The sequence below is a fragment of the Bradyrhizobium sp. USDA 4011 genome (genome assembly GCF_054063415.1).
Window position 1 is genome coordinate 6,544,842 of sequence record NZ_JBSSGG010000001.1, and the last position, 21,151, is coordinate 6,565,992.

Consider the following 21,151-nt stretch of genomic DNA (forward strand, 5'->3'; position numbering starts at 1 on the left):
TCGAAAGGCTCGTGCTGAGATCGTCAAGTTTGCGCAACGATGAGCCGACTTCGAGCCCGGCGGAATTGTCTCCTTTGGGCTGGAGACGCCGCGCGATTGATGCGTCGGCGTTGCCAAGCCGGAAAATCCTGCGACGCGGGCGGCCACCCTGGGATCGAGGACGATCCTCTGGGATATGCCGTGCTTGCATCGCGGATTTGGTGAATGACCTCGTTGGTTCTCAAGAGTGGTGCTGTGAGTGTGAAGATCGCCGTTGCCAAGGAAATCGATGCGTCCGAGCCGCGGGTTGCGGTTTCGCCCGATACCATCAAGAAGTTCAAGGCGCTGGGCGCCGAGGTCGCGGTCGAGCCGGGCGCGGGCGTCAAGTCGGGGCTGCCCGATTCGGAGCTCGCGGCCGCGGGCGCCACCGTCAGCGCCGATGCGCTGAAGGACGCCGACATCGTCATCAAGGTGAAGCGGCCGGAGGCCTCCGAGCTGGCGAAGTACAAGCGCGGTGCGCTCGTGATCGCGATCATGGACCCCTACGGCAACGAGGCCGCGCTGAAGGCGATGGCCGACGCCGGCGTGTCGGCGTTTGCGATGGAATTGATGCCGCGCATCACCCGCGCCCAGGTGATGGACGTGCTGTCCTCGCAGGCCAACCTCGCCGGCTACCGGGCGGTGATCGAGGGCGCCGAAGCCTTTGGCCGCGCCTTCCCGATGATGATGACCGCCGCCGGCACCATTCCGGCCGCCAAAGTGTTCGTGATGGGGGTCGGCGTCGCCGGCCTGCAGGCGATCGCGACCGCGCGGCGGCTCGGGGCCGTCGTCACCGCGACCGACGTGCGCCCCGCCACCAAGGAGCAGGTGGAGAGCTTGGGCGCGAAATTCCTCGCCGTCGAGGACGAGGAGTTCAAGAACGCGCAGACCGCCGGCGGCTACGCCAAGGAGATGTCGAAAGAGTACCAGGCCAAGCAGGCCGCGCTGACCGCCGAGCACATCAAGAAGCAGGACATCGTGATCACCACCGCGCTGATCCCGGGCCGTCCGGCGCCGAAGCTCGTCAGCGGCGAGATGGTCAAATCGATGAAGCCGGGCTCGGTGCTGGTCGATCTCGCGGTCGAGCGCGGCGGCAATGTCGAGGGCGCGAGGCCCGGCGAGGTGGTCGAGACCGACGGCATCAAGATCGTCGGCTACACCAACGTCGCCGGCCGGGTCGCCGCCTCGGCCTCGAGCCTGTATGCGCGCAATCTGTTCTCGTTCATCGAGACGATGGTCGACAAGGCCAGCAAGGCGCTCGCGGTCAATTGGGACGACGAGCTGGTGAAGGCCACCGCGCTGACCAAAGACGGCGCCGTCATCCATCCCAACTTCCAGCCGAAGTAAGGAGAGAAGCCATGGAGCATCTCGCGCAGGCCGTCGATCCATTCGTGTTCCGGCTGTCGATCTTCGTTCTTGCCGTGCTCGTCGGCTATTTCGTGGTGTGGTCGGTGACCCCCGCGCTGCATACCCCGCTGATGAGCGTGACCAACGCGATCTCCTCGGTGATCGTGGTCGGCGCGCTGCTCGCGGTCGGCGTCGGCATGGTGTCGAGCGGATCGGGCTGGGCCCGCGGCTTCGGCTTCGTGGCGCTGATCTTCGCCTGCGTGAACATCTTCGGCGGCTTCCTGGTCACCCAGCGCATGCTGGCGATGTACAAGAAGAAAGCCAAGTGAGCGGCGTGCACCTCGGGGTGACGAAGACAAAGGGGGACCTGAGATGAACGCCAATCTGGCTGCTGTTCTGTATCTCGTGGCGGGGGTGCTGTTCATCCTGTCGCTGCGCGGCCTGTCGAGCCCGGCATCGTCGCGCCAGGGCAATTTCTTCGGCATGATCGGCATGGCGATCGCGGTCGCCACCACGCTGGCGAGCCATCCGCCGGCCGATGGCATCGCCTGGCTGCTGGTGATCGTCGCGATCGCGATCGGCGGCAGCATCGGCGCTGTCATCGCGCGCCGGGTGCCGATGACCTCGATGCCCGAGCTGGTCGCCGCGTTCCACTCGCTGGTCGGCATGGCCGCGGTGCTGGTCGCGGCCGGCGCGTTCTACGCGCCCGAGGCGTTCGACATCGGCACGCCCGGCAACATCCATCCGCAGAGCCTGGTCGAGATGTCGCTCGGGGTTGCGATCGGCGCCCTGACCTTCACCGGCTCGGTGATCGCGTTCCTGAAGCTGTCGGCCCGGATGAGCGGCGCGCCGATTATCCTGCCGTTCCGCCACGTCATCAACATCGTGCTGGCGCTGGCGCTGGTGTTCTTCATCGTCGGCCTGGTGATGTCGGGCAGCGCGCTCGACTTCTGGCTGATCACCATCATCGCGCTGGCGCTCGGCGTCTTGATGATCATCCCGATCGGCGGCGCCGACATGCCGGTCGTGATCTCGATGCTGAACTCGTACTCCGGCTGGGCCGCGGCCGGCATCGGCTTCACGCTCGGCAACTCGGCGCTGATCATCACCGGCGCGCTGGTCGGCTCGTCGGGTGCGATCCTGTCCTACATCATGTGCCACGCGATGAACCGCTCGTTCATCTCGGTGATCCTCGGCGGCTTCGGCGGCGAGACCGCGGCGGCCGGCGGCGGCTCGGGCGAGCAGAAGCCGGCCAAGCTCGGCTCGGCGGACGATGCGGCCTTCATCATGAAGAACGCCTCCAAGGTCATCATCGTGCCGGGCTACGGCATGGCGGTGGCGCAGGCCCAGCACGCGCTGCGCGAGATGGCCGACCTCCTGAAGAAGGAAGGCGTCGAGGTGAAATACGCCATTCACCCGGTGGCGGGCCGCATGCCCGGCCACATGAACGTGCTGCTGGCCGAAGCCAACGTGCCCTATGACGAGGTGTTCGAGCTCGAGGACATCAACTCGGAGTTCGCCCAGGCCGACATCGCGTTCGTGATCGGCGCCAACGACGTCACCAACCCGGCCGCGGAAGAGGACAAGACCTCGCCGATCTACGGCATGCCGGTGCTGCAGGTCTGGAAGGCCGGCACCGTGATGTTCATCAAGCGCTCGCTGGCCTCCGGCTATGCCGGCATCGACAACCCGCTGTTCTATCGCGACAACACCATGATGCTGCTCGGCGACGCCAAGAAAGTCACCGAGAACATCGTCAAGGCGATGTAAGGCACTCGGCGAATGGCGCCAACCTGTGTCAGGGCCTTGCGATTGGCTAAGCCGGAAGCAGATGACCTATGAAGCGCCAGACCCGACCGGGTCCCGCGGCGACAGCGTGCCGCCCAGGATGAGCTCGAGGGACGGCCATGCCTCACCGGATGACGAGCAAATCCACATCAGCAAGGCCTGAGGCACTGGCATTCGACGCTCGCCGTGTTGCGGATGATTTACAGCCGCTGTCTCACCAAACTTATTCGGCTGGACCGGGGAGCCGTCGTCATTGAAATGAATAACGATGCCGACGGAAATCGACGCGGCCACATCGATCCGCAATGTGTCCTGGTTGCGATGCATCGTTGTCGTCGTCCTCATCAAGAGCGAGCAAACCAGCAAATACTCCATGGTCCTATACATCACACTATGTGATGGACGACCGACAAGATCAAAGTTTCGACGTCCCGTGCCTAAGATCGCAGCGTCGTCCGACGGCCTAGTGGTATGTCGGACCGCTGAAAAGAGCAGCCCGCTTCGGCAACGAAGCCGACCGCCATGGATCTGTGCAAGGGAAGTGCTGGTCGACTAGGGGCGCTCGAGCTTCCCGCCGCCGAACAGCGTCGGGATGTAACGTGGTGCCTCGATCGCAGCCATGAAGCGATGTTTTGTCGCGACCGGATCGAGTGGGATCGGCGGCCGCACGACTTCGATGTCGGGCACCGTCGCCAGAACCAGGACTCCGACGCCATCGCGCCTTTCGGCCGCGGCGATGCCGGCGGCGAGTGCGCTCGGCGCATTCAGGTTCTCGGCGTGCTTGATTGCCGAGGCGCGCGCCAGCTGTGCCAGATCGAGCGTCGCGTTGGTCAAGGCTTGGCCACCTGAAGCTGCGTGAACGCCGTTCTGGATCAGGAGAATGGTGAGATTTGACGGGTTCATCGCACCAATCGTGACGAGCGCGCCCATATGCATGAGCAGGGCGCCATCGCCTTCGACAGCAATGACCGGACGATCCGGTTGAGCGAGCGCCAGGCCCAGCGCCAGGGGGAGTGTCAGTCCCATGGCGTCTTCGAAGTAGAAGTTTTCGGGCGCGTGATGCAGCGATGCCCACAAATACGAAGCATTGCCGAGCGACGTCACGACGAGCGCGCGGGACGGCAGACTGCCGGCAAGCGCTCTGTAGTAATCCGCCCGGGTCGGTCGTGCATTGGTCACCACTGGATATCCTCCCGACCCATGAGCAGGGCAAACGGACATGAGGCTTCTTCCGCATAGGTTGCGGCATGTTCGACCTGGGGACCGATCGGGCGGTATCGGTCGGTGCAGGCATGGGCGAGGCCGATGCCGCGGAAGACCGGCTCCGTCGCTCGGCCCTTCGGCACATGATAGAAGACCGGATCATCGGGCGTGCCGCGGTAGGACACCAGCATTAGAAGCGGAAATTGATAACGCTGTGCGAGCGACACCATGCCCGCACCCATGCTGAGCACGCCGGCATTCTGCACAAGCAGGGCGGTGCGAACGCCACCGAGCCGGCTTCCACAAGCGATCGCAAGCGCCTCCTCTTCATGCGTTGCGCGCACCAGCGTCATGCCCGGCTCCTGGTCGATGCGAATAAGGATTTCGCCGAGCCAGCTGTCGGGGACGGAGACGACGGTGCCGAAACCGAGACGCTTGAGCGTATCGAGAACGGCAGACGGCCGATGGGCCTCTAAAACTTCCGTCGATGTCGTCATCGACTGCCTCCATGATTTCAACCAACGTGGCGCGCAGGCTAATCGCAAAAGGTACTATTGTCGATAAGACAAATCTATTGCGGGTCGGTGAGGTGCCTGATAAAAGGTACTATTAAGCAGATGATAAGTTTAATTTCATGACCGAGGATTGCAGCTGGAGCCGGGCGCTGCATTCCCTCGCTAGAGGGAGACTGCAGATATGCTTCGCCTTTGGTTCGCGTTGATCGTTGTTCTGATTGCATTGCCGGCTCACGCACAAGACAAGCTCGTTGTCAGTATCTGGGGCGGCAGTTGGCGCGATCTGGTGGCCGAGACGGTTGCCAGGAAATTCACCGCCGAAACTGGCGTCGCTGTCGAATTCATCACCGGCGGCACCATCGATCGGCTGAACAAAGAAAAGCTCGCCAAGGGAAATCCCGAAAGCGACGTGACGTTCACGACGTCGCATGTCGGATGGCTCTATGCCAATGACGGGCTGTTCGAGACGATCGATACCTCGAAGATCCCCAATGCGAAGAACCTCGCGGACGAGGCGCGGATCAGTCCCTACCACCTCGGCGCCTGGGCCTATGTCTACACGATCGGCTACCGCCCCGATCTCATCAAGGACACCAAGTTCGAGAGCTGGAATGATCTCTGGAAACCGGAGCTGAAGGACAAGCTTGCCGCTCCGGATTTCGATCCCGGTCACATCATTGCGGTCGCCGCCATTCTTGCCGGCGCCGACCCGGCCCATTGGGAAAAAGGCGAGGAGAAGCTCAAGGCGCTCAAGCCGAACTTCAAGGCGTTCTACACCAATGACGCCAACAGCCAGCAACTGCTCGCGAGCGGCGAGACGCCGGTGCAGATCGTGCTTTCGATGAACGCCTACTACATGATCGGGCAGGGCATTCCGATCACGCTCGCGATGCCGAAAGAGGGCGCGGTGCTGGGAATCGACACCGTCGCGGTCATGAAGGGGTCGAAGAAGGTTGACCTCGCGTACAAGTTCATCAACGCGCTCTACGACCCCGACATCCAGGCCGAGATCTCGAAGCAGAAGAAAGGGAGCCCGGCAGTCCTCAACGCGAAGATCGATCCTGAGATCGCCAAGCTACCGGGCGTCTTCACGTCGGCGGAGCAATGGAAGCAGCAGATCAACATCGACGCCAAGCTGCGCGCCAACAAGACGGCGGAATGGCGCAAATGGTTCGCCGAAAACATCATGAACTGATCCGTTGCCAGATCGGCCCCGCATCATGAATCAGCAGCAGCCATTTCTGCGCATCTTCACGGCGCCGGCGACGCTCTGTGCGATCGGGTTCCTCGCGGCGATGGTTGCGGTTCTGCAATACAGCCTCAGGGCCTACGTGCCGGGATCGCTCGACCCTGGCGGATTTACGCTGGGGAATTTCGCCGACCTTCTCAAACCGCTCTACGCGCGCGTGTTTCTCGATACCGTCGTCGTGTGCGCGATGACCGCTGTCGTGACGCTGGTCGTCGGATATCCGCTGGCCTATGCGCTTGTGCGCGTCGAACAGCCGATCCTCCGCTCCATTCTCCTCGTGATTGTCGTGACGCCGCTGTTTCTGGGCGAGGTCGTTCGCACCTATGCGTGGATCATCGTCCTGGGCAACAATGGTTTCATCAATTCCTTGCTGATGTCGCTCGGCTTCATCGGCAAGCCGCTGCAGCTGATGTTCACGCCATTCGGCGTTGTGGTTGCTCTCGTGCATGTCACGCTGCCGGTCATGGTCATCATGCTGGCTGCCGGATTGTCCCATATCGACCGCGACTATTCCCGGGCGGCTGAAAGCCTGGGGGCCGGTCCGATTCGCGTGTTCCTGACCGTGACATTGCCGCTGTCCTTGCCCGGCGTGGTCGCGGGCACCACGACGGCATTCGCCTGGACGTTCTCGGCATTCGCCACGCCGCAGCTGATCGGCGGCGGCCGCGTCAATATGATCTCCAATCTGGTCTACCAGCTTGGATTTTCAAGCTTCAACTTTCCCTTCGCCGCGACATTGTGCGTGGCCGGGCTGGCTTTGACCGCCCTGGTGCTTGGACTGCTTCAGCTTGCCTCCCGACCGCTTCAGAAGATCGAGGTGCACTGATGATTCCGCGCTCGACCTATCAGAGAGTGCTCGGCTGGGTCGGATTGTTGACGGTGCTCGTCATCATCGCTTTTCTTGTGCTGCCTGCGGCAGTCGTAACGATCGCCGCGTTCAACGACAAGCCTATCCTGTCATTCCCGCCGCAGACCTGGTCGTGGCGATGGTTTGGTCGGGCCCTCGCCTATGAAGACTTCCGGCGAGGGCTCTTCAACGGCCTGATCGTCACGGCCTGGAGCTCGACGATCGCGCTGTGCGTTGGCGGCATGTTCGCTTTTGTCATCGACCGGTACAAGTTTCCGCTCAAGTCCGCCATCGAAAGAATACTGATTTCGCCGTTGGTGATTCCGCACTTCACGGTCGGGCTCGGCTTTCTCATCCTCGCGGCGCAAGTCGGCCTGAGCCGCGGTTTTGCGGTCGTCGTGATCTGCCACGTTATCCTGGTGCTGCCGTTCGTGCTGCGCAGCGTGTATGTCTCGCTGAGGAATCTCGATCAGAGCTACGAACACGCTGCATCGAGCCTCGGCGCCGGACCGCTTCGCGTCCTGACCACCGTCACCCTGCCGCTGCTGCTGCCCGGGCTCGTCAGCGGCTGGCTGTTCGCGGCGATCCTCTCGTTCAACGAGTTCACGGCCTCGCTGTTCGTGACTTCGCAGCGGACCCAGACGCTTCCTGTCGCGATGTACAATTACGTGCGCGAGTTCGCCGATCCGTCGATGGCGGCATTGTCGGTCATGTATATCGTCGGCACCGCCGCCTTGATCGCCTTTGCCAATGCGTTCCTGGGCCTCGGCAAGGTCCTCAATATCGAGCAGTCTCACTAGGGAGCACGGATCTTGAAGCCGTCTGCGAATGTTGAAGGGGAACAAGCGGCGGTCCATTTCGACGCCGTGACCAAGCGATTTGACGATGTCGTGGCCCTGAACGCCGTTACGCTCGGCGTTGGCCGCAGCGAGTTCGTGACGCTGCTTGGTCCATCGGGATGCGGCAAGACCACGCTGCTCAAGCTGGCCGCGGGCTTTCTGGGGCCGGACGGCGGTTCGATCTCGATCGAAGGCAAGCGCGTGAATGACATTCCAACCTACCAGCGCGGCATCGGCATGATGTTTCAGAACTACGCGCTGTTTCCGCACATGAGTGTGGCGGAAAACGTCGCCTATGGTCTGAGGACGCGGCGGGTCCCCAGGGTCGAGCGGGACAAGCGCGTCGCCGATGCGCTAGCGCTGGTCAAGCTGAAGGGCATGGAGAACCGCAAACCGCGGCAATTGTCCGGCGGTCAGCAGCAGCGCGTTGCGCTCGCGCGTGCTCTCGTCATCAATCCGACCGTCCTGCTGCTCGACGAGCCGTTCTCGGCGCTCGACAAAAGCCTGCGGACCTCGATGCAGGTGGAGCTGCGGGAAATTCAGCGCAAGCTGGGTCTGACCACGATCTTTGTGACGCATGACCAGGGCGAGGCTTTGAGCATGTCCGATCGTGTGGCTGTCATGTCCGAGGGCCGTATCAGGCAACTCGGAAGCCCTGTCGACGTCTACCGCAGCCCGGCGGATCCGTTCGTGGCCGGCTTTGTCGGCGACAACAACAGGCTGCGTGGCCAGCTTGTCGGTATGCAGGCCAAGCAAGCGACCGTCGCGCTCGGCGATGCCCTGGTGAAGGTGCCGGGCGAGAGCCTGTCCGGGCTCGAGAAGTCCGCGGCGGTTGACCTGTTCGTCCGTCCCGAGCAGTTCAGCATTGTGGCGCCCGAGGAGCCGTGCGCCATCAAGGGCAGCGTTGTTGCTCAGATCTACCAGGGTGGCCACGTCGATCTTCAGATCGAGTGCGCCGGGGACCGCCTGCTGGTGCGATCCCCGGGCGAGCAGGCCATTCTGCGCTGGCCAATGGGGGCGCCTGTCGGCATTGCCATTCAGGCAGATCGGTGCTCGGCGTTTCCGGCAGCCTGATCGCGGTCGTCTTCCGCAGCGGCGTGCGGGTGAAGGAATCTGGCTTGCGGTATATTGTGGGGCCCGGTTTGGCGGCACCCATCTTGTTGTTTCCTGCGGTGTCGTTGGCGCCGCTGTCACCCGGCATCTGGTCGCGCAACTCTGGAGAGAATACTTGATTCAGACCCAATCGATCACGGCAGCCGAGGCGATCAGCACGTACATCGAGGCAAAGGACCGAAACCTGCCACAGCTCATGAAGCGTGCGTTCGTGCAGGAGTGTGAGCTCCAGATGCAACTCCTGACCGACGCAATCTCTTTTCCAAGCTCCGCTCATGGATTGGAGAGCGTCACCGACGTTCTCGTACGAAACTTCGGATCGCAGTATGGGAATGTGCGCACCTTCTGCCTCTCGCGCCCTGAGTCCAATCGCCTTCCACGGTTTCAATGCGACTGGCTGGTGGGGATGTCGAACAAGTCCGACGGCGACGTTCGCGTCGGTTGCGGCGAGTACACTTGGGAGTTTGATGCCGCCGGCGACGGTCGCGTCAAGCGGCTGCTCATCAAGATTGAGTTCATGTGTGTGCTGCTGGCTGTCTATCAGACGCCCGTCCTGCAATGGCTTTCGGCTATCCCCTATCCCTGGTCGTCATACGGTGAAGCGTGCGCAGGTTTGCCCTCGATCGACGCCTTGATGCCGATTGCTCAATTTCTTCGGCGGGAAGCGCGCAACTGATTTCGGCAGTTGAATGCCGGCGAGCGGTCGAGCGATTTCAACCTTCCGCGGCGAAAGTCCGCCTGACGCAGCCCAAAAGACGTCGCTCGCCAACCTGCATACAGGCCGTCATGGGCGATGGCGGACGATGGTGTTTGCCACCGTCCGCCTGCGTCGTCACTGCGAGACCAGCTCGCAGCCGCCCTTGCCGAGCGGGCGGAAGGCCTGCCCGGCGGGAATCGTCGCGACGAAGTCGTAGTAGTCCCATCGTCGGCTCGAGGCCGCCGGCGTCTTGACGCGCGCCAGATACATGTCGTGCACGAACTGGCCATCCGCGCGGACCGTGCCGCGAGCAAACGAATCGGCAACCGGCAGTTCGCGTATCTTGGCTGCGACAGCAAGGCCATCATCGGAATTTGCGGCCTGCACCGCACGCAAGTAGTGCCGCACGGCCGATTAGACGCCGGCCTGGATCAGGGTCGGCATCCGCCCAGTCTTCTCAAAGAACTTGTTGGCCCACGCCCGCGACTCGGCATCGCGGTCCCAATAGTATGCGGTGACGAACTGCAGGTTCTGCGCGGCCGCGAGGCCCATCGCGTCGACGTCGGTGAGGAACACGGTCGGCGCCACCAGTGCCTGCCCGCGGGTGATGCCGAACTCGGCCGCCTGCTTCACCGCGTTGGTCATGTCGGCGCCGGCGTTGGCCAGCGCGATCACCTTGGCGCCGGACGCCTGCGCCTGCAGCAGCACCGAACTGAAGTCGGCGGTGTTGAGCGGGTGGCGCAGCTCGCCGATCACCTTGCCGCCGCCGTTCTCGACCGGCGTGCCGCCGATGCTGTTGCCGAACTCCTCCGCCGTCATCTTCGCCGCGACGACCGGCTTTGATTCGAATGGTGGGCCCGGCAGGACTCGAACCTGCAACCAGACCGTTATGAGCGGCCGGCTCTAACCATTGAGCTACAGGCCCCGCCGCCTTGCGGGCCGCGGGGCGCGGCCGGCAACGGTGCGGGCTCCGTTTACAGGGTGCGTGGGGTTTCGGCAATGCCACCCCCGGGCCCTGCGCCATCGCGGTCGTGCCGCCACGTCGCACGGACGGCATCGCCGGAACACCGGCCCGGCAGCCATCTACCGTGACCATCCGGCGCGCTCCACGATCGGCGCCTCAGTCCACCGAGACGCCGGCGAACTCCACCACCTTGCGCCACTTCTCCGTCTCGTCGGCGACCAGTCTGCCGAATTCGGCCGGGGTCATCGGCTCTTCGAACCTTCGGGATGCCGCCGACCTCGGCGAGACGCGCCACCAGCTTGGGGTCCTTCAGGGCCTCGCCGACCGCCTTGTTGAGGGTATCGACGACTTCCGGCGGCGTGCCCTTCGGCGCTGATATGCCGTAGAAGCCGACCGCCTCGAAGCCCGGCACGGTCTCGGCGATCGCCGGCACGTCAGGCACGCCCGGCCAGCGCTGCGGCGAGGTCACGCCGAGCGCACGGACGCTGCCGCCGCGCGACTGCTCCAGCGCCGACGGCAGATTGTCGAAGATCAGCTGCACCTTGTTGGAGATGATGTCGGGGAAAGCGATCGCGGATCCCCGATACGGCACGTGCTGCATGTCGCACTTGGTCATCGCCTTGAACAGTTCGGCCGACATATGCACCGAGGTGCCGTTGCCGGACGAGGCGTAGGCGATCTTGCCCGGATTGGCCTTGCAGTAGTCGATGAACTCCTGAACCGTCTTCACCGGCATCGCGTTCGAGACCACCAGCATGTTGGTGAGCTGCATGATGCTGGCGACCGGGGTGGTGTCGCGCAGGAAATCGTAAGGCAGCTTCTTGTAGAGCGAGGTCGAGATCGCGTTGTTGGGCGCGACGAACAAGAGCGTATAGCCGTCCGCCGGCGAATTGATCGCGGCGGCGGCTGCGATGTTGCCGCCGGAGCCGGCGCGGTTCTCGACCACGAATTGCTGGCCGAGATGATCCGAAAGCCACTGGCTCATGATGCGCGCCACGATGTCGACCGGGCCGCCGGCGGCAAAGCCGATCAGCCAGCGCACCGGGCGGTTCGGATAGTCGGATGCGGAGGAGGAGGCAACGGAGCCAAGGCAACAGATCAAACCGAGCAACGCGGCACGTGCGAACCGGAACATCGTCTCTCCCGTCATTTTCTTGTGACTGTCGCCATCATGGTTTCACAAATCGCCGCCTTTGCCTACGACCCCGCCCGTGCGACGATAGTCGCGCTCATGTGCAATGCTTGAGGCTCGGGATGAAATTCGCTGTTATGATTTACGCCGGCGCGCTGCTGCTCGCGGGCGGCGCGGCGGCGCAAGAGGGGAGCAAGACCATTTCCAAAACCACGATCAGTTTCGCCACGGCGACGCCGGGCGGCGGCTTTCCGCTCTATGGCAATGCCTTCGCCGAAGTGATGAACGCGGCCGATGCGACGCTGTCGATCGAGCCGCGTAACACCAAGGGCTCCAACGAGAACATTCCGCTGCTCGAGACCGGCAGCGTCGACATTGCAACCGTTGCCGGCGAGCCGTCCTATGAGGCCTTCATGGGCATCGGCCGGCCGAAGGCCACCAAGCTGAAGATCCTCACCGCGATGTATTCGAGCCCGGGCATGTTCGTGGTGCGTGCCGACAGCCCCTACAGGACGATCCAAGACCTGGTCGGCCAGCCCGTCGCGTTCGGCGCCAAGGGCTCCGGCCTGCCGATCCTGTCGCGCTACATCCTCGACGGCATCGGGCTGAAGCAGGACGAGGACTTCAAGTCGATCTATCTCGATCGCGCCGGCGATGGGCCTGCGATGGTCGAGGACGGCCGCGCCGCCGCGCTGTGGGGCGCCGGCATCGGCTGGCCCGGTTTCAGCAAGATGGCCGAGAGCACGACCGGTGCCCGCTTCATCGCGCCGACCGCGGACGAGATCGCCCGCATCCGCGCCAAGCACACCTTCCTGAAGCCGCTGACGATCCCGGCCGGCAGCTATCCGAAGCAGACCGCGGCGATTTCCTCGGTCGGCTCCTGGAGCTACATCCTGGTGCGCGAGAGCCTGCCCGACGATGTCGCCTATCGGCTGGCGAAGACGCTGCACGGCGTCGAGGCGACGTTCTGCAAGAAGCTTGCCCAGGCCTGCGAGACCACGGCGGCGAACACCGTCGCCGCCGCGCCGGATATCAATCTGATCCACCCCGGCGTGCTCAGATATTTCCGCGAGATCGGGGTGACGAAGTGATCTTTGCGGAGACGTTATCGCGTCTCCGCAAAGGTCATTCCGGGATGGTCCGAAGGACGAGACCTCAGATGCACAATTGTGCATCGGGGAATCTCGAGATTCCGGGTTCGCGCGTTGCGCGCCCCGGAATGACTGCTTGCGCAGTCACTTCTTGATCAGCGGACACGCCGGGTCCGGCGGGCCGAACGCGTCCTCGCCCGAGATCTTGGCCAGGATCTTGTAGTAGTCCCACGGATACTTTGACTCGGCCGGGGTCTTGACCTGTACGAGCCAGAGATCGTGCACCATCAGATTATCCTCGCGCAGTCTACCGTTGCGGGCGAAGAAATCCTCGACCGGCTTTTCGCGCATCTTGGCCGCAACCTTGAGCGGATCGTCGGTGCCGCTGTCCTTGATCGCGTTCAGATAGGCGGTCACCGAGGAGTAGACGCCGGCCTGCCACATCGTCGGCATCCGGTTCATCTTGGCGAAATAGCGCTTCGACCATTCACGTGTCTTGTCATCCATGTCCCAGTAGAACGAGGTGGTCAGCAACAGGCCCTGCGCGGCCGACAACCCGATCGAGTGGACGTCGGTGATCAAGGCCAGCAGCGCCGCCATCTGCTGCCCGCCGGCGAAGACGCCGAACTCGGCGGCGGTCTTGATCTCGTTGGTGTTGTTGGGCGGTCCGCCGGCAATGCCGATGATCTTGGCCTTCGAGGCCTGTGCCTGCAGGATGAAGGACGACAGATCGGGCGTCGCAAATGGCGGTCGCACCGCGCCGAGCACCTTGCCGCCGTTCTTGGTCACGATCGCGGAGGCGTCCTTCTCCAGCGAATGGCCGAACGCGTAGTCGTCGGTGATGAAGAACCAGCTGTCGCCGCCGCGCTTCACTACCTCCTGGGCGGTGCCGACCGCGAGCGCGCGGGTGTCGAACACCCATTGCATCGCATAGGGCGAGCAGAACTTGCCATGGAAGTCGGTCGCGCCGGTCGAATGCGTGATGAACAGCTTCTTCTTCTCGTTGGCGATGTTCTGCACGGCGAGCCCGACCGCCGACACCGGCACGTCGACGATCAGGTCGACCTGATCGATGTCATACCAGCGCCGCGCGATGGTCGCGCCGATGTCAGGCTTGAGCTGGTGATCGCCGACGATCACCGAGATCGGCTTGTCAAGCACCTTGCCGCCGAAATCGTCGACCGCCATCTGCGCGGCGGTGACCGAGCCCTGTCCGGTCGGCGTCGAGGCCGGGCCGTTCATGTCGGTCAGCACGCCGATCTTGACGATGTCGTCGGATACCTGTGCCGATACGGCCGAGGAGGCCAGCAGCGCGGCTGCGAGCGTCCCGAACATGGCTAGTCTGGTGGCGATCATTCTGTCTCCCTCCTGAATTGGCGCATTGGCCATTATGGTTGTGCCGGGCCTTCTGGAACCCGGTCATATTGGTTTCTTTTGCAACTACTTTGGGGTCCGCGTCAACGCGCCATCGGTCTAATGGCGATGCCCCAGCACGGCGCAAGCCGGTTTCTTTCGGGGCCGATTCAGTCCATAGCGGGCCATGATCACCGCCCAGCGCCTTCCGGCTTCGCTCACCCCGCTCGATGCGGCGCTGGCTGCCGTGCTGCGCGACCTCGCGCCGGTCCAGCCGATCGAGTTGCCGCCGGCCGATGCCTTGCATTGCATTGCGGCCGAGATGCCGGCCTTGCGCGCCTATCCGCCGCACGATGTCGCCGTCAGCGATGGCTGGGCGATGCGCGCCAATGATTTGGTCGGCGCGTCGTCCTATGCGCCGCTGCCGCTGGCCGCACTCCCGGTCTGGGTCGCGGCCGGCGCAGCGATGCCCGACGGCACCGACTGCGTGGTCGATGCCGACGCCGTCGACACCTCCGGTCCGCTTCCGCAGGTGCTCGCCGAAGCCATCCCGGGGCAGGGCGTCCGGCGTGCCGGCCGCGACATTGCGGTCGGGCGTGCCGTGATCGCAGCCGGCGAGCCGCTGCTGCCGCGCGGCCTGCTGCTCGCGCGCGCGGCCGGACTGGAGTCGTTGCGCGTCCGGCGGCCTCGGCTTCGCATCGTCAACGTCTGCAATGGTCAGCTGACCGCGCAACTGGTCGCTGACGTCGCGCGCCTCGCGGGAACTGAGGTCGCCTATGCCGAGGCGGCGCCCGATGTGGGGGCGATTGCAAACGCGCTCGAGACCGCTGGCTGCGACCTGATCATCACGATCGGTGGCACCGGCGTTGGCCATACCGACGCGGCGGTCAATGCGCTGGCGACGCGAGGCACGCTGATCGCGCACGGCATTGCCCTGCAGCCCGGGCGCACCGCGGCGGTCGGCCGGATCGATGCAACGCCGGTCATCGCCTTGCCGGGCGCGCCGGATCAGGCTTTCGCGGCCTGGTGGGCGATTGCGCTTCCGGTGCTCGATCGCCTGTCGGGCCGGCGCCCGCGCAAATCGCTTGCCCTGCCGCTGGAACGCAAGATCGCCTCCGGCGTCGGCATCGCCGAGGTCGTGCTGCTGACGCGTCGGCAGGATTCTCGACAGAGTTCTCAACAGGGTTTTTGGGCGGTGCTTGCGATCGGGGACCTGTCGCTCGATGCCATCGCGCGCGCCGAAGCCCTTCTGATCGTGCCTGGCGCCGCCGAGGGGTTCGCTGCCGGCGCGGTTGTCGATGCCTATATGTTGCGGGAGTGAGTTCCCGAGATGACCAACACGTTCACGCCGAAACCCAACCCATCCGTCGAGCAGGATCAGTTCCTGACCATCCTGTCGCGCGAGGAGGCGATCGCGCGCTTCGAGGCGGCGCTGTTCCCGCGGCAATTGCCGTCCGAGACGCGGCCGCTGGCTGACGCGCTCGGCCGTGCGCTGGCGGAGGACGTGGTGGCGCCGATCGACGTGCCGCCGTTCGATCGCTCCAATGTCGACGGCTTTGCCGTGCGCTCCGCCGATCTCGCAAGTGCAGGCGAGGGCGCGCCGGTGCAACTCGCGCTGAACGACGAGATCATTTCGTGCGGCACCGCGCCGACCCGGCCGGTGCTGCCGGGCACCGCGACCGCGATTGCGACCGGCGGTCCGGTGCCGCGCGGCGCCGATGCGATCGTGATGGTCGAGCACACCCAACCCGCCGGCAGTGGCGCCGTCGAGGTCCGCCGCGCGGCGTCGCCCGGGCAGTTCGTGTCCTATGCCGGCTCCGACATCGCGCGCGGCGAGGCGCTGTTGCGCGCGGGAACGATGGTCGGGTCGCGCGAGATCGGCATGCTCGCGGCCTGTGGCATTGCCGACGTTCAGGTGGTGCGCCGTCCGCGCGTTGCGATCCTCTCCACTGGCGATGAACTGGTGCAGCCGGGTGAGACGCTGCGGCCGGCCGCGATCTACGACACCAATGGCGCGATCGTCACCGCGGCGATTGCCGAGAATGGCGGTGATGCGGCGTTCCTCGGCGCGATCGCGGACAACGAGGCGATGCTCGAAGCTGCGATGCGCAAGGCGCTGGCGGACAGCGACATGCTGGTGCTGTCGGGCGGCACCTCCAAGGGCGCAGGCGACGTCTCGCACCGGATCATCGCAAGGCTCGGCAAGCCCGGCATCATCGCGCATGGCGTGGCGCTGAAGCCGGGCAAGCCGCTGTGCCTTGCGGTCTGCGACGGCAAGCCGGTGGTCATCCTGCCGGGCTTTCCGACCTCGGCGATGTTCACCTTCCACGACATGATCGTGCCGGTGCTGCGGCGGATGGCCGGCCTGCCGCCGCGCTCGGATGCCAGGGTGGCGGCGAAAGTGCCGGTGCGGATCGCCTCCGAACTCGGGCGTACCGAGTTCGTGATGGTGTCGTTGGTCGAAGGCGCCGACGGCCTGATCGCCTATCCCAGCGGCAAGGGCTCGGGCGCGATCACCTCGTTCGCCCAGGCCGACGGCTTCCTGAAGATCGAAGCGCTCGCCGACCAGCTGCCGGCCGGCAGTGACGCCGAGGTGACGCTGTTCACGCCGCATGTGCGGGTGCCCGATCTCGTCATCGTCGGCAGCCATTGCACCGGGCTCGATCTCGTCACCGCGCCGCTGGCGCAGGCCGGCCTTGTGGTGCGTTCGATCGCGGTCGGCAGCCTCGGCGGGCTCGCCGCCGCCAGGCGTGGCGAATGCGATCTCGCCCCGATCCATCTGTTCGACGACAAGACCGAGACCTACAACACGCCGTATCTGTCCGACGGCCTCGAACTCGTGCCGGGCTGGCGGCGCATGCAGGGCATCGTGTTCCGCAAGGACGACACGCGCTTTGCCGGTTTGAGTGCAGAAGAGGCGGTGCGCGCCGCGCTCGCCGATCCCGCCTGCATCATGGTCAACCGCAACCAGGGCGCCGGCACCCGCATCCTGATCGACCGCCTGCTGGCAGGCAGCCGGCCCGACGGCTACTGGAATCAGCCGCGCTCGCACAATGCGGTCGCGGCCGCGGTGGCGCAGCATCGCGCCGACTGGGGCATGACCATCGCGCCGGTCGCGCGCGCGTCCGGGCTCGGTTTTATTCCGCTTGCCGAAGAGCATTACGACTTCGCGCTGGTGACTGCGCGCAAGCAGCGGCCGGCGGTGCAGGCCTTTCTGGACGCGCTGGCATCGGATGAGGGCCGCGCCGCGTTGACGGCGGCAGGGTTCAGGCCGGCGTAGCGGCGATTGTTGGCGTCTGCATGGTAGATTCAAGAACGCTGCAGACATCACCGCTGTCGTCCCGGCGAAGGCCGGGACCGATGCGTGCGAGGATTGGCAGGTTTTTGCTGAGTTGCCCGTCGGGTTGTGTTGCCGCAGGTCTCGGTGCGACAGCGGATCCGGTTCAGTGCCGCATGGCCGTCTCGACGAACTCCAGCACGGAGCGCGGGACCTCATCGTATTCGACGAAGCGGCGCCGAAGCTCGTCGGCAATATCGGTCGTGACGTCGCGCGACCATCCTTCGCTGGTATTGAAGGCCACGATGCGGACCGGATGGCTGTAATGGTCATCCAGCAGGCGGCGGATCAGCGTCTTCCGGTCGCTGCCTTCTTCATCGGTTTCGCACCAGGCGCGGCCAAGCCGGCCAAAATCGTTCAGCACCAGATAGGTGTCGTGGTCGATTTGGTGTGGCACGATCGAAGGCGAGCGAGGCATGGCTGGTGCTCCAGCACCGCACATTATCGTGTTCCGGTCGCCCCGTGCATTGGAAACTTCGAGGTATATCCGCTGGATAGTCGGATGGCGCCTGATGTGCGACGAAGGTGCAATGGTTCTTTTGGAGCAAAGCGTGCGGTCGTTGGTTATCTTCCGTCACCGACATGAGCCCTGTCGAAGGCGTCGGTCACTGAGCTACCAATGGGGCTCCCACCCGCTCAGGGAGCGGTGCGATGTTAAGAAGGCTTCGCTTTAGGAACACAACGTTGGAAGAGGTGCTGTCGGTCGAGACGCAGCGCCCGCGAAAGCGGTTCCGGGTGCGTAGCCAGCCCCCGAGAGAGAGCCGACCGGTAAGGCTTGCCAAGCCGGGGCGACCTGTCGGTCACGGACCTACTGATCCTGCAGGATAACGAGCCCACGCGGGGTGAGCCCGGGCCGGGCAGCGGCCCGTGAACTGCTTCGGGGATATCACGACCATGGCCTGATCGCGTTCGCGCTGCTGTGGGCGCAACTGCTCCAGGTGTTTCCGAGGGCGATCCTCCAGGAGGTCGCCCGATCACTCACGCAGCTTGCGGTCCAGGAAGCCGACATAGGAATTATCTGGATCCAGTTTGACGGCCAGGCGAAGCGCGGCACGGGCGGCGGACTTGTCACCCTCAGCCGTGGCTTGGTGCTCATCCAGAATCGCATTGGCTACCGTGCGCGCGGTGTCGAGACGGGCCTCGTCGATGGATTGGTCGGCAAGGTAAGTTTCCACGGGCTCGCGGAGGCGCTTCAGTTCGTCCACGCTGACCGAATTCAGCGGATACCAGTTGTAATATTCGAGACGCGGCCGATCATCCGTGAGGCTCGGCACATCCCTGACAAAGGCCGCGAGCTCTTCATCAGCGGCGATGAACGTCGCCAGGAAATCTTCGGGCGAGCGCAGGCCGTTGGCTGTCAGGTCTTCGGCCACCCCAGGCTTCGACATGCGCATGGCGAGCACGCGAGCATCCATTTTCAGCGGTTCATCGGAGGCGATGGCCACGCCTTCCATTCTGGACGGCAACCACAGGGAGACGTGCTTGAACTGGCCCATCATCGCCTTGAGGATCATCTTCGGAAGAATGCCGCGGTTGAAATCCAGCGGCACCCATTGCGCGAGATCGGCGCCGGGGCGCATCTTCTGCTTTGCCAGCGCATAGAATTCCTCTGTGTAGAGGTTGATGACGCCGGCGTCATGGGGCGGCGGGGGCTCGAGGGTGATGACGTCGAATGTCTCGTTTGTTCCCAGCAGGAAGTGGCGCCCGTCCGCGACGATCTGATGGACCTTGGGATTTTGATAGAACTGCTTGTTGATCGGCACGAAGCGGGGCGCAAACTCGAAAACCGTCGAGGCCAGATCGACCGCGTCGATGGATTGCAATTCCTGATGGGTGCTGACCGCACCCACGGTGGTGCCGGTCCCGATGCAGATCACGACAGCCGTTTCAACCGGGCCCGGGTGCAGCAGAATGGGATAGTGCCCCATCGCGGCCATGTAGCGTCGGCCCTCCGGACGGTTGTTGGCATAGCTCTTCGAATTCACCACCAATTGCTGATAGGTGCCCGCCGCCTTCTCGCGATACTCGACCACCGCAAATGTTGCTTGTTTGGTCTCGCGCAGCTCGAGGACATTGCCGCCTTCGATCGCGGTCAGGACCCGTTCCAGATAGTGTGGGGTGAAGAGCAGGAGCGCTGCAGCGATGATGCTTGCGGCGACTGCCCCTTGCCGCCAGAGGCTGCTTTCTTTCAGAAGGCCCGGTTGCGATACGGCCGTCGCGACAAAGAGCAGGACGTTCAGAACGATCAGGGCGGTGAGTGCCCCCTGGCTGCCTAGATAGGGGATCAGAAGAAACCCTGCCGACAGGGAGCCCACCACGCCGCCAATCGTGTTCAAGGCGTAGAGCGTGCCGATCCGGCGGCCGAGCGCGCTCATCTGCATCACGGTCAGTTCGCTGGCCAGGGGAAAACTGATGCCGATCAGCGTGGTCGGCAGCAACAGGGCAACGGCACAGATCAGGAAGAATGAAACATCACCTCCCAAGAGCTCCTGCGCCGGGACTGGAACCAGGCCCGATACGATGGGAGACAGCGCGGCTTCTACGGTGCGCGCCTTGCCGAGTATCCCGATGGTCAGCGTGGCCGCAACCGCGATGAGCAGCTGTGTTACGGCGAAGTACCGCAGCAGTTGATCCTTGCGGGGTGCGAGCAGCCTCGCGCAGATCAGGGCGCCGATCACCAGGCCCAGCAGGTAAACGCCGAGCATGCCGGAGAAGGCGTAAACACTCGAGGTGCTGACATTGGTCAGGAAGCGGAACCAGACGACTTCATAGGCGATGGACACGAAGCCGGAGCACGCGAAGATCGCGATGAGGATGGACGTCCCGCGATGCCCCGGCCCGGCGGTTTGCACCGGCGCTTCCGCCGTGACCGGCGACAGCGGGCTTGCGCCGCGCGCGAGGAGCAGGGCGACGCCGCCGACGCAGACATACAGGCCTGCTGCGACCAGGCTCGATCCGGTGATCCCCCAGAGGCCCATCAGGACAAAGCCGACAGCCAGGGTGCCGATGGCGGCGCCGAGGGTGTTGAACCCGTAGAGCAGACCGATGCGATTGGCCAGGTCGGTTTGCGAGCGGGTCAGGAATTTCACGAGGAAGGGCAGGGTTGCGCCCATCAGCATCGTCGGCAGCGACAGGATGGCGAGCGACAGCGCGACCACGAGAGGCAACCGGAATGGGGACTCCAGGTCCAACATGGGCGACAGCCAGCCCACCCATGTCGACCAGTGCGACAGGAATGCCGTCACCGCCAGGGAAATGACGGCGAGCGCGAGTTCGAGAAAGCCGTAGATTTTCAGGGGGCGGCTGACGGTGTCGGCGATCTGGCCCCCGAAAGCGCTGCCCAGGGAGAGACCGAAAAAGAAGCTCGCCACCGTAACGCTTACGGAGACGGTCGCGCTTCCCAGCACGAATTGCAGTTGCTTGAACCAGAGAACCTGGAGGATCAGGGATGCCGCGCCCGATGCCAGGAAGATCGCCGTGACCAAAACCCTGTTCTTCAGGCTTATGGCGTCTCTAACACCATCACGATTGGGCACTGGACAGGCCTCCCATTGATCGGGAGAACTGGTACGGCAAATGCCGTTAATATTGCCCTTATGGGGCGGCCCGGTCGCGTCCGCGCTGCCGCGGGCGCAGCTGCTCCAGGGGCTTCCGAAGG

The 21,151-nt window shown here is 64.2% G+C and carries 17 protein-coding genes, 1 tRNA gene and 2 pseudogenes; 11 read left to right on the forward strand and 9 right to left on the reverse strand.

Annotated elements, in window-relative coordinates:
- The first annotated feature begins 240 nt into the window (after positions 1 to 240).
- From ACVW1C_RS30845 to ACVW1C_RS30855, 3 genes are read left to right on the forward strand one after another with little or no spacing between them, the layout of a single operon-like run.
- A complete protein-coding gene (locus ACVW1C_RS30845; protein WP_456763221.1) occupies positions 241 to 1,365 on the forward strand; it encodes a Re/Si-specific NAD(P)(+) transhydrogenase subunit alpha in 1,125 nt (374 codons plus the stop codon).
- A gap of 11 nt (positions 1,366 to 1,376) precedes the next feature.
- Positions 1,377 to 1,694, forward strand: coding sequence for a proton-translocating transhydrogenase family protein (locus ACVW1C_RS30850; RefSeq protein ID WP_456761488.1), 318 nt, complete (start codon positions 1,377 to 1,379; stop codon positions 1,692 to 1,694).
- 43 nt (positions 1,695 to 1,737) lie between these two features.
- The gene (locus tag ACVW1C_RS30855) at positions 1,738 to 3,135 is read left to right on the forward strand and encodes an NAD(P)(+) transhydrogenase (Re/Si-specific) subunit beta (RefSeq protein ID WP_456721429.1); all 1,398 of its coding nucleotides are present in this window, start codon (positions 1,738 to 1,740) and stop codon (positions 3,133 to 3,135) included.
- Positions 3,136 to 3,201: 66 nt separating this feature from the next.
- Here ACVW1C_RS30855 and ACVW1C_RS30860 read toward each other — a convergent pair whose 3' ends face one another.
- From ACVW1C_RS30860 to ACVW1C_RS30870, 3 genes are all read right to left on the reverse strand, one after another.
- Entirely contained in the window at positions 3,202 to 3,528 is a 327-nt protein-coding gene (locus tag ACVW1C_RS30860) for a hypothetical protein (protein ID WP_456761489.1), read from the reverse strand.
- 177 nt (positions 3,529 to 3,705) lie between these two features.
- Positions 3,706 to 4,257, reverse strand: a complete 552-nt coding sequence (locus ACVW1C_RS30865) for a thiamine pyrophosphate-dependent enzyme (RefSeq protein ID WP_456761490.1) — start codon at positions 4,255 to 4,257, stop codon at positions 3,706 to 3,708.
- A gap of 71 nt (positions 4,258 to 4,328) precedes the next feature.
- On the reverse strand, positions 4,329 to 4,853 hold the full coding sequence (locus ACVW1C_RS30870) for a thiamine pyrophosphate-binding protein (RefSeq protein WP_456761491.1): 525 nt from the start codon (positions 4,851 to 4,853) through the stop codon (positions 4,329 to 4,331).
- A gap of 199 nt (positions 4,854 to 5,052) precedes the next feature.
- Between ACVW1C_RS30870 and ACVW1C_RS30875 the strand changes: the two genes are divergently transcribed.
- From ACVW1C_RS30875 to ACVW1C_RS30895, 5 genes are all read left to right on the forward strand, one after another.
- Entirely contained in the window at positions 5,053 to 6,066 is a 1,014-nt protein-coding gene (locus ACVW1C_RS30875; protein ID WP_456761492.1) for an ABC transporter substrate-binding protein, read from the forward strand.
- Positions 6,067 to 6,091: 25 nt separating this feature from the next.
- Positions 6,092 to 6,946, forward strand: coding sequence for an ABC transporter permease (locus ACVW1C_RS30880; protein WP_456761493.1), 855 nt, complete (start codon positions 6,092 to 6,094; stop codon positions 6,944 to 6,946).
- A complete protein-coding gene (locus ACVW1C_RS30885; RefSeq protein WP_456761494.1) occupies positions 6,946 to 7,767 on the forward strand; it encodes an ABC transporter permease in 822 nt (273 codons plus the stop codon). Before ACVW1C_RS30880 ends, ACVW1C_RS30885 begins: the two co-directional genes overlap by 1 nt.
- A gap of 12 nt (positions 7,768 to 7,779) precedes the next feature.
- A complete protein-coding gene (locus tag ACVW1C_RS30890; protein ID WP_456761495.1) occupies positions 7,780 to 8,880 on the forward strand; it encodes an ABC transporter ATP-binding protein in 1,101 nt (366 codons plus the stop codon).
- Positions 8,881 to 9,034: 154 nt separating this feature from the next.
- The gene (locus ACVW1C_RS30895) at positions 9,035 to 9,595 is read left to right on the forward strand and encodes a hypothetical protein (RefSeq protein WP_456761496.1); all 561 of its coding nucleotides are present in this window, start codon (positions 9,035 to 9,037) and stop codon (positions 9,593 to 9,595) included.
- 156 nt (positions 9,596 to 9,751) lie between these two features.
- On the opposite strand, the pseudogene ACVW1C_RS30900 reads toward ACVW1C_RS30895, so the two are convergent.
- From ACVW1C_RS30900 to ACVW1C_RS30910, 3 genes and pseudogenes are all read right to left on the reverse strand, one after another.
- Positions 9,752 to 10,435 (reverse strand): annotated as a pseudogene (locus ACVW1C_RS30900) (ABC transporter substrate-binding protein).
- A 30-nt stretch (positions 10,436 to 10,465) separates the two neighbouring features.
- Positions 10,466 to 10,541: transfer RNA gene (locus ACVW1C_RS30905), tRNA-Ile, on the reverse strand.
- 195 nt (positions 10,542 to 10,736) lie between these two features.
- Positions 10,737 to 11,730, reverse strand: a pseudogene (locus ACVW1C_RS30910) (Bug family tripartite tricarboxylate transporter substrate binding protein).
- A 104-nt stretch (positions 11,731 to 11,834) separates the two neighbouring features.
- Between ACVW1C_RS30910 and ACVW1C_RS30915 the strand changes: the two are divergent.
- A complete protein-coding gene (locus ACVW1C_RS30915) occupies positions 11,835 to 12,803 on the forward strand; it encodes a TAXI family TRAP transporter solute-binding subunit (RefSeq protein WP_456761497.1) in 969 nt (322 codons plus the stop codon).
- A gap of 144 nt (positions 12,804 to 12,947) precedes the next feature.
- On the opposite strand, the gene ACVW1C_RS30920 is transcribed toward ACVW1C_RS30915, so the two are convergent.
- Positions 12,948 to 14,159: an ABC transporter substrate-binding protein gene (locus ACVW1C_RS30920; RefSeq protein ID WP_456761498.1), complete on the reverse strand. Its 1,212-nt coding sequence runs from the start codon at positions 14,157 to 14,159 to the stop codon at positions 12,948 to 12,950.
- 184 nt (positions 14,160 to 14,343) lie between these two features.
- Between ACVW1C_RS30920 and ACVW1C_RS30925 the strand changes: the two genes are divergently transcribed.
- Both ACVW1C_RS30925 and ACVW1C_RS30930 read left to right on the forward strand, forming a co-directional pair.
- Complete coding sequence (locus tag ACVW1C_RS30925; RefSeq protein WP_456761499.1) at positions 14,344 to 15,477, forward strand: molybdopterin-binding protein; 1,134 nt, start codon at positions 14,344 to 14,346, stop codon at positions 15,475 to 15,477.
- 9 nt (positions 15,478 to 15,486) lie between these two features.
- Positions 15,487 to 17,436, forward strand: a complete 1,950-nt coding sequence (locus tag ACVW1C_RS30930) for a molybdopterin biosynthesis protein (RefSeq protein ID WP_456761500.1) — start codon at positions 15,487 to 15,489, stop codon at positions 17,434 to 17,436.
- Between the two features lie 163 nt (positions 17,437 to 17,599).
- On the opposite strand, the gene ACVW1C_RS30935 is transcribed toward ACVW1C_RS30930, so the two are convergent.
- Together ACVW1C_RS30935 and ACVW1C_RS30940 are read right to left on the reverse strand one after the other, a co-directional pair.
- Complete coding sequence (locus tag ACVW1C_RS30935) at positions 17,600 to 17,935, reverse strand: hypothetical protein (protein WP_224943467.1); 336 nt, start codon at positions 17,933 to 17,935, stop codon at positions 17,600 to 17,602.
- A gap of 532 nt (positions 17,936 to 18,467) precedes the next feature.
- Positions 18,468 to 21,029, reverse strand: coding sequence for a fused MFS/spermidine synthase (locus ACVW1C_RS30940; protein WP_456761501.1), 2,562 nt, complete (start codon positions 21,027 to 21,029; stop codon positions 18,468 to 18,470).
- Positions 21,030 to 21,151 lie beyond the last annotated feature (122 nt).